The 13,151-nt window shown below is 43.1% G+C and carries 8 protein-coding genes and 2 pseudogenes; 6 read left to right on the forward strand and 4 right to left on the reverse strand.

Annotated elements, in window-relative coordinates; genetic code table 11:
- Positions 1 to 414 precede the first annotated feature (414 nt).
- The 3 genes from L1D55_RS22205 to L1D55_RS22215 all read left to right on the forward strand — a co-directional run bounded on the left by L1D55_RS22205 (position 415) and on the right by L1D55_RS22215 (position 5,979).
- Complete coding sequence (locus L1D55_RS22205) at positions 415 to 2,604, forward strand: immunoglobulin-like domain-containing protein (RefSeq protein WP_239918873.1); 2,190 nt, start codon at positions 415 to 417, stop codon at positions 2,602 to 2,604.
- Positions 2,605 to 2,850: 246 nt separating this feature from the next.
- Entirely contained in the window at positions 2,851 to 3,771 is a 921-nt protein-coding gene (locus L1D55_RS22210) for a LysR family transcriptional regulator (RefSeq protein WP_239918874.1), read from the forward strand.
- A gap of 180 nt (positions 3,772 to 3,951) precedes the next feature.
- Positions 3,952 to 5,979, forward strand: a complete 2,028-nt coding sequence (locus L1D55_RS22215) for a TonB-dependent receptor (RefSeq protein ID WP_239918875.1) — start codon at positions 3,952 to 3,954, stop codon at positions 5,977 to 5,979.
- Positions 5,980 to 6,097: 118 nt separating this feature from the next.
- On the opposite strand, the gene L1D55_RS22220 is transcribed toward L1D55_RS22215, so the two are convergent.
- Both L1D55_RS22220 and L1D55_RS22225 read right to left on the reverse strand, forming a co-directional pair.
- Entirely contained in the window at positions 6,098 to 6,841 is a 744-nt protein-coding gene (locus L1D55_RS22220) for a class I SAM-dependent methyltransferase (RefSeq protein WP_239918876.1), read from the reverse strand.
- A 152-nt stretch (positions 6,842 to 6,993) separates the two neighbouring features.
- Complete coding sequence (locus L1D55_RS22225) at positions 6,994 to 8,316, reverse strand: sensor domain-containing diguanylate cyclase (RefSeq protein WP_239918877.1); 1,323 nt, start codon at positions 8,314 to 8,316, stop codon at positions 6,994 to 6,996.
- A 187-nt stretch (positions 8,317 to 8,503) separates the two neighbouring features.
- On the opposite strand from L1D55_RS22225, the gene L1D55_RS22230 reads away from it, so the two are divergent.
- Positions 8,504 to 8,962: a GNAT family N-acetyltransferase gene (locus tag L1D55_RS22230; protein ID WP_239918878.1), complete on the forward strand. Its 459-nt coding sequence runs from the start codon at positions 8,504 to 8,506 to the stop codon at positions 8,960 to 8,962.
- A 562-nt stretch (positions 8,963 to 9,524) separates the two neighbouring features.
- On the opposite strand, the gene L1D55_RS22235 is transcribed toward L1D55_RS22230, so the two are convergent.
- Positions 9,525 to 11,243: a S8 family peptidase gene (locus L1D55_RS22235; RefSeq protein ID WP_239918879.1), complete on the reverse strand. Its 1,719-nt coding sequence runs from the start codon at positions 11,241 to 11,243 to the stop codon at positions 9,525 to 9,527.
- Between the two features lie 440 nt (positions 11,244 to 11,683).
- On the opposite strand from L1D55_RS22235, the gene L1D55_RS22240 reads away from it, so the two are divergent.
- The gene (locus L1D55_RS22240; protein WP_239918880.1) at positions 11,684 to 12,280 is read left to right on the forward strand and encodes a LysE/ArgO family amino acid transporter; all 597 of its coding nucleotides are present in this window, start codon (positions 11,684 to 11,686) and stop codon (positions 12,278 to 12,280) included.
- Positions 12,281 to 12,389: 109 nt separating this feature from the next.
- A pseudogene (locus L1D55_RS22245) lies at positions 12,390 to 12,914 on the forward strand (glutathione S-transferase family protein); the annotation flags it as partial.
- A gap of 54 nt (positions 12,915 to 12,968) precedes the next feature.
- Here L1D55_RS22245 and L1D55_RS22250 read toward each other — a convergent pair.
- Positions 12,969 to 13,151 (reverse strand): annotated as a pseudogene (locus tag L1D55_RS22250) (IS5/IS1182 family transposase); the annotation flags it as partial.

Here is a 13,151-nt window from a genome sequence, read left to right on the forward strand (position 1 = left end):
TTTATATGTGGGGTTTAATTGGGCTTGTACGTCCAATTAAGCCACTTACAGATTTTGGTGACATCACTCGCAAAATAAAAAAGCCTTAAATATCATAATCTTTAGAGCTTTTATTCAGTTCACTTAACGATGTTTCATCCGTATATAATGCTTAATTTTACTCGTGAATTAACGGTGTTTAATATATTTGTATGATCAATATAAACTGATAAAAAAGAGCGTATTTCGCATTTTAATTTGAATGAAAAGTCAAAATCATATTGATTCTAATATTCAATCTGTGACTTAAAATCACAAGTTAAATCAAAGGTCCTTATTTCCTATAAATTCCGTTACTTCTCTATAAATATTCATGATTAAAATGAATTGGTTCGGTTGTGATTGGCACAGCTGTTAAGTAAGGAAGTGGGACTAATGTTGAAACGTAAAGCTCTACAATTAGCAGTATCAGTCGGCATGGCGGCCATGTCAGGTGCAGTTTATGCAAATGGATCTGACATGACGAATCCAGATTCGGGTGTCGTGGTAGGTTATTGGCACAACTGGTGTGATGGCGGGGGTTATCAAGGTGGTAATGCACCTTGCGTGACATTGGACGAAGTGAACCCTATGTACAACATCGTGAATGTATCATTCATGAAAGTGTACGATGTAGCGGATGGTCGAATCCCAACTTTTAAACTGGACCCAACGGTTGGGCTATCAGAAGAACAATTTATTGACCAAATCTCAGAACTCAACAAGCAAGGTCGCTCTGTACTGTTGGCTTTGGGTGGTGCAGATGCACACGTAGAGCTAGAAACTGGTGATGAAAGAGCCTTTGCTGATGAGATCATTCGTCTCACGGAGCGCTATGGCTTTGATGGTCTAGATATCGACCTTGAACAAGCGGCCGTCACTGCTGCAAACAACCAAACCGTTATTCCAGATGCGCTGAAGCTAGTGAAAGATCATTACCGCGCGGAAGGTAAAAACTTCCTTATTACTATGGCGCCAGAGTTCCCGTACCTAACGACTGGTGGTAAGTATGTTCCCTACATCGATAACTTGGAAGGTTACTACGATTGGATCAACCCGCAGTTTTATAACCAAGGTGGCGACGGCATCTGGGTTGACGGCGTAGGCTGGATTGCTCAAAACAACGATGAGCTAAAAGAAGAGTTCATTTACTACATCTCAGACTCTCTAATCAACGGAACCCGTGGTTTCCATAAGATCCCGCACGATAAGCTTGTGTTTGGTATCCCTTCGAGTATTGACGCAGCGGCAACTGGTTTTGTGAAAGAGCCACAAGACCTATACGACGCGTTCGATAGCTTAACTGCTCAGGGGCAACCTTTACGTGGCGTCATGACGTGGTCTATCAACTGGGATATGGGCACCAACAAAGCCGGACAAGCATACAACGAACAATTCATTAAAGACTACGGTCCATTTGTTCACGGCCAAGTGACACCGCCACCTGTTGAAGGTGAGCCTGTGTTGAAAGGTGCTGAAAATACACGTGTTCTTCACGGCACTGTTTTTGACCCGATGGAAGGCGTGACAGCAAGAGACAAAGAAGATGGTGATTTAACCTCATCAATTGATGTTGAAGGTTATGTCGAGACCAGTGTTATTGGAACTTACGTGCTGACTTACCGCGTAAAAGACAGCGATAACAATGAAACAACCAAAGCAAGAACGGTAGAAGTTTACAGCCAAAAACCTGTTTTCGACGGCGTGTCGGATACTACTGTAATGCTTGGTAATTCATTCGACCCAATGGCGGGTGTTACAGCAAATGATGCTGAAGACGGTGACCTAACAAGTTCAATTACACACACTGGCAGTGTCGATGTGAATGAGATAGGTAACTACACGCTTGTTTACCAAGTAACAGATAGTGCAAATCAAACGGTAACTGCTGAACGTAAAGTGTCTGTGACTGACGGTTCGAACTGCGCAGCAGCATGGGATGCTAATACAGTTTATGTCGAAGGTGATCAGGTATCCCACGATGGAGCAACTTGGGTGGCGGGTTGGTACACTCGTGGTGAAGAGCCGGGAACAACAGGTGAGTGGGGCGTTTGGAAGAAAGCGTCAGACAGTTCATGTGGTGGCAACCCTGGTCCAGGTGGTGACGTAGAACTGAGCGTCTCTGGTCTGCAGTCTGAATATATTCTAGATAATGGCGATGTAAGTATTCAGTTCACATTGGAGTCGAATGAAGCGCTTGATGTAATCGCAAAGGTGATTAATAGCGCGGGTTCTGTGGTTGAACAGACCAACGTAAACCTAACTGATAGCCACACGGTTACGATGGACCTGTATGATATTACAGAAGGTCAGTACAAGCTTGAAGTGGTTGGAACTGCGACAGATGGCGAAGTGGTGATGGTGGATAACTCGTTCTCAGTAAAAGAAGAGGGCGGAACAACACCTCCTCCGGGCAACTACCCTCCGTATGCAGCTGGTACTAACTACGAAGCAGGCGACATCGTGGTAGGTAGCGACAATGGTTTATACGAATGTAAACCTTGGCCTTACACGGCGTGGTGTGCAAGTGCTTCGTACGCACCTGGCGATAGCCAATACTGGCAAGATGCGTGGATTAAACTTTAATCCTATAAAGCAAATGGGCTACGAAACGTAGTTCTAAAGTGAATGAAGGGAGAGGCTATATGCCTCTCTTTGTTATTGATGATACAGAACGACTATTTGTCCAAGCTCGATCGATATTACTTACGTAGTTAAAGACGTCAGTTAATTTTGCTTAAGATCAAAATAAGAGTGATTATCAATTGTATTACTTGGTGTGTAATAGCACTATTCGACTTCTGAATTTTCAAATTTGTGAATATTTAAATAATGAATCTTGCGCAAGTCGATCTCAACCTATTGGTTATCCTCAAACACCTTCTCGAAGAAAAGCATGTCTCAAACACAGCCTTAGCGTTGGACATGAGCCAACCTACGGTCAGTCGTTCGCTTCAAAAACTACGAACCGTGTTTAACGATGATCTGTTAGTCAGGGCGGCTTATGGCTACGAGCTCACACCAAAAGCAGAAGCCATTAAGCAAGATCTAAACTCAGTACTTACTCGTTTAGAGAAGTTAGTTCATGGTGATGTTTTTGAACCACAAACGAGTGATAGCACTGTACGTTTCTTCGGTTTGGTGCCACAGGTTTCGCACCTATTACCTAAAGTAGTCGCAGAGATCCGCAAACAAGCACCAAATATGGTCGTTGATATTGATTCTATTCCTAAGCGCCATTTCGAGCCCTTGCTGTCCGGTGACGCACACTTTGTGTTATCGACTCATGAGCCGCTAAGTTCAGAGCAAAACCTGTATCGAATGTTCGTGATTAGTCGCGATTATCGCCTGTTAATGAGCAAAGACCATCCGTTGGCTGATAAAGAGATCACGGTTGATGACTTGTTGAATAGCCAGCTTGGGCAGATTTCACTCCAAGGCGATAAGAAGCTTTCGATTGAAAATAGATTCAAAGATCTCGGCTTGATCGATAAGCAGCGTCAGCTATCGATTCCGATTCAATTGTCTAATTTCAATATTGCAGCGGATATAGCAGAGACGACAGACATCATTTTTCACCTACCGACGCCTTTCGCGTCTCAAGCTGCAAAACAGCGTAACTTGGTCTGTAAAAGGGTACCCAAGGCAATAAGAAGTGCGTCGGAAGATGTGTATTTGTATTGGCATAAACGTTTTCATAACGACCCAATGTGTCGTTGGATACGCGAATTGTTCAAAGAGTTGTACGCCTAATGCATTGAGGTTGTGAATGTATGTGTGAGCTACTCGTTAAAATGAATATAGATCACATCCTTATGTGAATGTTGAATAGCGATAATCAATTTTTGGTATGAAACTTTCGTTGATTAGAGTGGTAATTGGCTATTTAATGCAAACCATTATCATTACCAATCACATATAAGAATGAATATCATGTCTGAGAGTTCCCTTTTTATTCGTAAGCCTTTATCGATCGCAGTCGCTGTTATTTGTACGTCACTTCCAGCTAGTGTTATGGCTGAAGAAGAAACGCAGGCAACCGATGAGCAAATGGTTGTTACCGCGACTCGTACAGAGATGGCGCTGAAACAAGCTCCAGCGTCTATGTCTGTCATTACTGCTCAAGATATTGAAGACAGCCCGGGCATCACTTTGGCTGATATCGTTGCAGACTCGACGAGTGTTGAGTCTGACTTTGATAGCACACGAGCAGGGCGCCAAATGATCTCTATTCGTGGTATGGATTCGGACTATACGCTTATCATGGTGAATGGTCGTCGCTTAAGTTCGGCAAGTGCCATCATCCGTGGTAACGACTTCGACCTTTCTACTATCCCTGTTGAGTCAATCGAACGTGTTGAAATCATCCGCGGCCCAATGTCAGCACTTTACGGCTCAGATGGTATGGGCGGTACCATCAACATCATCACCAAAGCTCCAGTCAATGAGTGGAGCTCGACATTGAGTATGGATACCTCATCACCAATGGATGGCAATGGCGGGCAGGAGCAATCTGTAGGTCTAACGACTTCAGGTGCTTTGATTGAAGATGAGTTGTTTGCCCGCTTTTCTATTAACCAAACCAGTCGTGATGCATGGCAGCCATACTCAGGCATTCACTCTTCGGGTCACGACAGAGAGGACGTTACGGCACTAGAAGGTCGTGATACTTTGAGCCTATTAGGCACATTGACTTGGCATGCAACAGATAATCAAACTTTAGATTTAGATTTTGGTTACAGCGACGACCAACGTGATGGTTTGGCTGAATATGCCACAGGTGCAAATCCAATTGATAGTAAGGTTGTGCGTAACAGCCAAGCGATAACACACAGCGGCTTTTGGAGCTGGGGTGATACACAAGTTCGCTACTCGCGTGAAAATGTAACTGACAGTGACGCGGCTGATTTAGGTAATAACTACAGCAGTGATGTTGAAGAGTTGACCCAAATTGTCGAAGCTTCAGCAACGACTTATCTGGGTGATAATCATACAGTCACGTTTGGTATGGATTACCAGTTAAGTGAGCTCACAAACAAAGAAAACTTAGCTAACGGGACGTCAGAGGCTTACCAAGGTGCATTGTTTATTCAAGATCAATGGCTGATGACGGATCAACTAACAGCGACAATTGGTGGCCGTCTAGATAAACACGAACTATATGGCGAAGAGTTTAGCCCTCGTGTGTATCTAGTTCACCAAACAACGAATGACTTAATCATCAAAGGCGGTGTGGGTAAAGCGTTTAAAGCACCTACATTAACCCAAAACCAGGCCGACTACACAGTCAACAGCTGTAAAGGCGTATGTGATTTACATGGTAGTGAAGATCTTAAACCAGAAACCAGTTTGAACTATGAGATCGCTGCGATTTACAGTCAGCCTCGTTGGAATGTTGAAGGTGCCTTGTTCCGTAATGAAATCAATGACCTAATTGAGCGTGATGAAACCTACTGTGAGAACGGTGGAATGTTTGAGTCTGGTAAAGGATGTGCTGATAGTTCAAGCTCTACTGGTTATGTAAATGGTAAGCGTACTTACACAAACGTTTCAGAGGCAGTAGTTCAAGGTGCAGAACTTACTGGTCAATTCCAGATCACCGACGAGTGGGGCATTTCTGGTAACTACACCTTCCTTGACACAGAAGACAAATCAACGGGTGAAGAGCTACTAGAGCGTTACAAGCATTCAGGTTTGGTTAAACTTAGCTGGAACCCAACCTACGATCTGAACACCTTTATTAGTGCACGTTACCGTGGTGAACGTAATATCGAAACGGACCTAACACAAGACGCGTACACAACATTGAACATCGGTACGGTTTACAACGTGAATGATTCGGTGCGACTACGAGCGGGTATCACAAACTTGACTGACGAAGCGGTATCTCAAGAGCTTGAAAATATGGGCTATGTTGAAGAACCACGTACTTACTACGTAGGCATGACGGCTGACTTCTAATCAATCTGATTTGATAAGTAAATCACCATAAAGTAAAGAACCCACATGACGTAACGTCTTGTGGGTTCTTTTGATCTAGGCTCTTTGTCGTGAGCGCTAACGTTGTACGAGAAGTAAACTAGCTTTTCACACACGCAATGAGTGCATTACCTGAGTGCGTATCCCAAGGTAAAAGCTTGTCATAGTCATGTTCAAAGATATGAACCTCAAAGTAGGGTTTCAATATCTCAATCAACTCTCTAAATGAGAACGCCACCATAGGGTGTTCGTCATTCCAGACCTGAGTCTCACCAGCCGTAGTTTTCTCGATGCTGAGCTTCAATGCTTGCTTGTCGCCTTCACCCGAGTAATACCAGCCTGAACGGAAGGTCAAATCGTCCTGTTCTTGATTGGTAGTATGACGAACAAACAGATCATTACTGATCTTATCTTTGTCGACCACGTTAAAGCAGAAGACGCCGCCTTGATTTAGGGCTTTGTGAACGCTTGCGATGCACTCTTTTAACTTCTCGATACCATCGTTGTAGTGGATCGAATACAAAAAACAAGTAATGAGGTCGAACGGTTGTGACACTTCGAAATTACTCATGTTCTGTACAGAAAAGTTAGCTTCAGGACAGCGAACTTGAGCAATGTCTAGCATGGGTTGGTTCAGGTCAAGTCCGTTACTTTGATAGCCATAATCGATAAAGTGACGAACATGCGGACCAGTACCACATCCAAGGTCTAGGTGAGTTTTTCCTTCATTTCCAAAAATCTGATGTAGCCTACGAACGCAGTGACTTTGCGCTTGGTAGTCAATATCAACACACATTAAATCATAGTAACCAGATAGGTCGGTATAGAGCGCGTTGGCGGACATGTTTGCCTGCAGCATTTGCTGAAAAAATTGGGGTGGCGCATAGTAAACTAGAACTTGAAAATAACAAGAAAATCTTAGCTAAATTTGTCCTATTTTTACTGTCTAGATTCTTCGGGTAAGAGTGGAAGTCCGATGTGGTGCGAGCTAGATGATTAGCTAGGCTCTACACAAGCGCCTTCAGGGTTTAATGACACTCTATCCTTACCATTAGCTTTTGCTTGATAAAGCGCTTCATCCGTGACTCTGATGAGTGTGTTGAGGGAGCGAGTAGTACGAACGATACAGCTGTCGGTAATACCAATGCTGACGCTTGTTTTGAATTTTTTCCGGTTAAAACCGATAAACTGATGGTTTCGAAATTCTTCACAGATACGTTCACCTACAACTCTTGCTTGAGACTCTGCAGTAGACAGTGCGGTTGCGTGGCATGTCACAGATTTTGGAAAGAACACGATAAATTCTTCACCACCCCAACGGCCAACAACACCATTTAGAGCTTTGACATGCTTCTTGATGATGGTTGCGAGTGTTCGAATGACAGTGTCACCGACGCTATGTCCAAATTGGTCGTTCACGTTTTTGAAGTCATCAATATCGAGAAGCAAGCAAGACATATTAGCATGATTGTTAGTCGGTTTTTTTAGCCAGTCATAAACCGCCTGACGAGTTAATACCTGCGTAAGGTCATCGTGAAGTGCGCGATGAATGAGCTCTTTTTCTAGTGCGACTTTACTAGTGACATCTTCGACCACCACTTGAATCGCTTTTTCGCCTTCCCAATAGATGATGTTGTCGTAAATATTGAAGTATTTTTTGCTTCCATCAAGGCAACGGTTTTCGACCACTGAACTAAAACTCGGCGTGTGACCGGCCATAATACTCTGGCTACGTTTTAGCGCGCTGACTCGATTGTCGGGCGGGATGATTGAGATAACAGAGTCCATCGCCAGTACTTGCTCTATTGAATCAGCACCCTGCATTTCGACCCAAGCTTGGTTAACCATTAGTGGTTTGAAGTTCTGATGAATGAGCACACCTTGTTTCGAACTCTTCAGTAGAGTGCGATACATGTGGTCTTTCTCTTGATGTTTACGTTCAGAGGCAACTACAGATGTGATATCGATGATCATGACTCGAAGAGCAGGGCGGTCATTGAGTTTAATGACGTGCGCTAGGCTGAATAGGGATAGAGTTCGCCCATTAATAGGTACATCCTTATACAGTTTTCCTTTCTGAAGCTGACCTTTAATGGCTGTGAGGTAACGTTCACGAAGAGCGCCATGGTAACTCTCTGGTACCATGGAATAAACGAAATCGACATTCTTTAATAGCGACTCTCGGTCATCGTAACCAAATAGGGTCGCGATATTATCGTCGACATCAATGACCTGATGATCCTGGAGGGTAATGTAGCCTTGAGCAGAATCGAAGTTCTGGCAAGGTAAGGCTGTCGTTAAGTCTAGTTGGATACTCATATCGGTCTGATCAATTAATCTCTACCGTAAAATGGTGCTTTGCATTAATTTGGGTATATCGCTGATAGACACGGTAAATGCAGCGAGACTCTACATGCAAAGTATGATATTCATCATTTAACTACACTAGCGTAATTTTACTGAATGGAAAACGGATTAAAATTTTATTAAGGATAATTAAAGCGTTATGAAAATAAAAATTGATGATTTGTCATGCGGAGAGGTAATTCGGCTATTAGAAGAACACTTAGCGGACATGTATGCAACGTCGCCACCAGAAAGCGTGCATGCACTCGATCTTGATGCTTTGAAATCACCAGAGATTACTTTTTTCAGTGCATGGAAAGACAGTCAATTATTGGGTTGTGTTGCTATTAAAGAGTTGGATCCCCAACATGCCGAGCTTAAATCGATGCGAACCTCTCAGTTTGCTCGTAATACAGGAGTGGCGAGTCAACTCTTGCAGCATGTTCTAGATACGGCTTCTAGCCGCCAATATCAGAGGATCAGTTTGGAAACAGGTTCTGAGGAGTACTTCAAGCCTGCGCGCAATTTGTACGAGAAGTTTGGTTTTGGATACTGTGAACCTTTTGCGGATTATGAATTAGACCCTTACAGCCAGTTCATGAGTATCGAACTACGCTAGACGCAGTTTAGTTGAAACACAAGATAAAAGAGATTCCCTATCACGTTCGTCCCTCACTGTAGGGAATGACAAATAAAGCGTTCACGTTATTTCCGCTCGTTATCCTAGAAGCGCGAGGTGTCTGGAATCTTTTATCGCATAGTGAGGTTCCTTATCACGTTCGTTCCTCACTGTAGGGAATGACGAATACAACACCCTTACTATTTCTTGTCGTCATTCCAGAACCGAGGAACGAGGTATCTGGAATCTCTTACCGCACAGCGAGACTCCTTGTTGCGTTCGTTCCTCACTGTAGGGAATGATGCATACAACCCCCCTTACTATTTCTTGTCGTCATTCCAGAACTGGGGAGCGAGGTATCCGGAATCTCTTACCGCAAAGCGAGATTTCCTATCACGTTCGTTCCTCACTATAGGGAATGACGAATACAACATCCTTATTATTTCTTGTCGTCATTCCAGAACCGAGGGACGAGGTATCTGGAATCTCTTTTGCTGCAATAAAAAACAAAAAGGTTGCTCTGAGCAACCTTTTTCTCAATGAATCAATAGATAGGACAACGTTAGCGTGTTTCTAACTCTGTGAATATCGCTTCAGCGTCAACCACGCTTCCGGAAATCGATAGGGTGTTGAAAGGCACTAAATCTGTCGGGCTAGAAGGCTTTTTGACAAGCAATTCTGGGTAGACTTTTGATTCGTTCATTAATAGCGATTTCAGCTCTTTTACTGACAGGTCTGGGTAACGAGACCACACCAATGCCGCGATACCCGAAACTACAGGAGCTGCCATGCTAGTGCCACTTTTTGAACCGTAAGTGTTACCCGGTGTTGTTGATAGGATGCGATATCCCGGAGCAAATACATCGACTGATTCTTGGCCGAAGTTACTGAAGCTTGCGACTAAGCTTTGGTCTGCGTATTTTGCAGATGCACCCACATCTAACCATGTTGAGATAGGCTTTGAACGGTAGTGCTTAGCATAGCGGTTAGGAAAGCTTGGTTTGATGTCGTTGTCGTTACGGCTATTACCCGCAGAGTGAACAATCAGTACACCTTTACGAGCAGCATAGCGGAATGCATGGTCAACGATGTACTTGCGAGGTGAGTAGCTTTTACCAAAACTCATGTTAATGATCTTTGCGCCATTATCGACAGCGTAACGAACAGCGTTGGCAATGTCTTTGTCTCGCTCATCACCATTTGGCACCATGCGTACCGCCATAATTTGAGCATGGTCTGCAACACCATCGATACCGATAAAGTTGCCGCGCTCTGCTGCGATGATACCAGCTACGTGAGTGCCGTGAGAGCCAACAGGCCCCTTAACATCGTTGTTACCGTAACCTTTTTCCCAAGGGTTATTGATGTCATCTAGGACAATGTCGCGACGAGTATCGAGCTCAAGATTTAAATGAAAGTCTAAAGAGTCTTGGTAGCGGCTACGACGAGACTCCAAGTATTCAAATGAATACCAAGATTCAAATAGGTTAAGGAGACTTTGCGCCGCTACAACAACGCTAGCGTTTTCGTTATCTAATAGCGTTTTTAAACCATTAGTCGAAAAGTCTTTCTGATCAACGTATTGAAGAATCTCTGCTTTGTATTCGTTGGCTTGGTCAATCGCGGTAGTGACACGATTTAACGCATCTTGGTCGTCTTTTAAAGAGGAAAGATAGTCGGATTCTACGCCTTCATAGTACTTACGCTTTTTGCGTGGGATCCAATGCCCATTTTCTTTAAGTTTCAAGTATTTTTTGTATTCTCGTGTGACCTCTAATGTATCTTGATCAACGTTGATCCCTAAAGAGTTTCCGAGAAAGTTCCATCCGTGAATATCATCGATGTAACCATTGCCGTCATCATCAATACCGTTATCTGGGATCTCGCCTTTGTTCGTCCAAAGTTTGTTTTTGAGGTCTTCATGTTCCACATCAACGCCCGAATCAAGCACAGCCACGATCACTGGCTCTGGCTTTAGCGGTGGCAAAAGGTAGTCATATACCACGTCAGAACCTACGCCTTGAAGCCTTGTGTAGCTCGCAGATAGATTGAACCAATCGCCGCGCTGTGAATCAGCAGAGCTCATCATTCTCATTGAGAACAAGGATGGTTGAATGTTTTGCTTAGAGTAATCTTCAACAATCGTACCTTTTACGTCTTGTATGAAAGGTGAATTGACAATCTGCGGTGTAACGCCGTCTTCTTTAACTGTTGAAGCGGTGGCGTGTGCGGAAGCTATGATAGCTAAAGCGAGAGTAGTAAGTCGGTATCCGTGTTTCATCTGTGTTGCGTCCTTATAGTTATGTGACTAACTGGCTTGTATAAGGCTATGTCTAAGCACATAAAGCCAGTCGATAGAGCGGGAAAAGCCCGTTCAAAAAACTGTCAAAAGGTAATATGCAATTAGATTTCTATCATTCGCTTGGTCAATGAAATGGTATTGAGATCTCACTGTGAACGATTTTTAAGGTTGAAAGTTTGAGCCAAATTCTATTAATAAAAACAACATTTATAAAATGAATTTGGTGGATAGATTTACTTTAAAATCAATTGATTATTTTGTTATTTATTAAGCTAAAGCTTAGATGATGAAGTCAGAAAGGCAGGGGTATGACTCAATGCATCACCCCTCGGCTATTGGGCTACTTGTTAACAAGATGCATAAATCAGATAATATTTACACGAACGACTTTAGCTATTGACTAGAAATAACCACTTATCATGACGACTTATTTTTCCGGTTTCTCCCTCGGACTTTCGCTGATCCTTGCGATAGGTTCTCAAAATGCTTTTGTACTCAAGCAAGGCTTAAAGAACCAACATGTTTTGGTCATTTGTACTGTGTGTGCTGTCTCTGATGCGTTGCTGATTAGTTTTGGCGTCACAGGCTTCGGAGCTATTGTTCAGCAGTTTCCTCAAATCGAACTGATTGCTCGTTATGGTGGGGCAATGTTTTTGGGCGTGTATTCATTTTTAAGTTTCCGCTCGGCATTCACTGAAAATCATGCGCTAGAAGCGAATGCGCAAGCCAATGATTCACTAACCAAAGCCGTAGCCATGTGCTTAGCTTTTACTTGGTTAAACCCACACGTCTATCTAGACACCGTGGTGTTATTAGGCTCTATTTCCACTCAGTATCAACCTAATCAGATGTTATTTGGAGCTGGAGCGGTATCGGCTTCTTTTGTGTTCTTCTTTTCTCTTGGCTTTGGTGCGCGTTTCTTGGCTCCGATGTTTAAGAACCCGCGAGCCTGGAAGGTATTGGAATTTGTTGTGGGTGTAATAATGGCATCTATAGCAATTTCTTTAATCGTTTAAGTGGCTATATTTCTTAATTTCCAAAAAATAGAATTATACTTCGTCTTTTGTTGATGACGCTCGTCTTAGGGATGTAAATACAAATTAATGACCTGATACGGAGTCAACAATGATTAAACTGATTAGCTTTAAAAACTGCCCATTCGTTCAACGTGTAATGGGGGCTCTAGTTATGAAAAAAGTACCGTTTGAAATCGAATACATTGAGCTTAACAACAAGCCACAATGGTTTTTGGATATTTCTCCAAATGGTCAAGTGCCTGTGCTAGTGACTGAAGATGACACCGTATTATTTGAATCTGATGCGATTGTTGAATACCTTGACGATAAATACGCACCTATTGAAGAGGTATCAGCCGAGCAAAAAGCATTGGACCGAGCATGGTCATATCAAGCGAGCAAACATTACATGCCACAATGCGGAACGATGGGAAGTAAAGACAAAGATACGTTTGATACACGTTTGGCAAATCTTCAAAAAGCGTTTCTTAAAGCTGAAAATAAACTAGGCGATACTCAATTCTTTAAAGGTAATTACATTTCAAATGTCGATATTGCTTGGCTGCCACTATTACACCGTGCATCGGTGATAAAAGAACGTTCGGGATTTGATATGTTAGAAGGTTTTCCTAAAGGCTTTGTTGCGTAATTAAATTTAGATATAGAGCCAACCCGTTTCGCGTATTTCTTAGTCAATACGACAAGTTTTAGGCATACCTAACCTAGTAAGCTTGTTCAACGCTTTTATCATCGCGTAAGTTTCACCCACCTGGGCATTGTAATTTCTTAAGCTCAGTTTCCCTCCTAGCAACTGTTTAACTCGATACATCGCTGTTTCTGAGAGTGAACGCTTGTGGTATCCATACCGCTC

Source organism: Vibrio sp. Isolate22 (assembly GCF_022398115.1).
In the GTDB taxonomy this organism is placed as follows: Bacteria; Pseudomonadota; Gammaproteobacteria; order Enterobacterales; family Vibrionaceae; genus Vibrio.

Excerpts from the sequence above, each read along its gene's own strand:
- L1D55_RS22220 (WP_239918876.1), bottom strand. The coding sequence starts at position 6,841 with ATGTCCGCCAACGCGCTCTATACCGACCTATCTGGTTACTATGATTTA.
- L1D55_RS22205 (WP_239918873.1), top strand. The coding sequence starts at position 415 with ATGTTGAAACGTAAAGCTCTACAATTAGCAGTATCAGTCGGCATGGCG.
- L1D55_RS22215 (WP_239918875.1), top strand. The coding sequence starts at position 3,952 with ATGTCTGAGAGTTCCCTTTTTATTCGTAAGCCTTTATCGATCGCAGTC.
- L1D55_RS22210 (WP_239918874.1), top strand. The coding sequence starts at position 2,851 with ATGAATCTTGCGCAAGTCGATCTCAACCTATTGGTTATCCTCAAACAC.
- L1D55_RS22235 (WP_239918879.1), bottom strand. The coding sequence starts at position 11,243 with ATGAAACACGGATACCGACTTACTACTCTCGCTTTAGCTATCATAGCT.
- L1D55_RS22230 (WP_239918878.1), top strand. The coding sequence starts at position 8,504 with ATGAAAATAAAAATTGATGATTTGTCATGCGGAGAGGTAATTCGGCTA.
- L1D55_RS22240 (WP_239918880.1), top strand. The coding sequence starts at position 11,684 with ATGACGACTTATTTTTCCGGTTTCTCCCTCGGACTTTCGCTGATCCTT.
- L1D55_RS22225 (WP_239918877.1), bottom strand. The coding sequence starts at position 8,316 with ATGAGTATCCAACTAGACTTAACGACAGCCTTACCTTGCCAGAACTTC.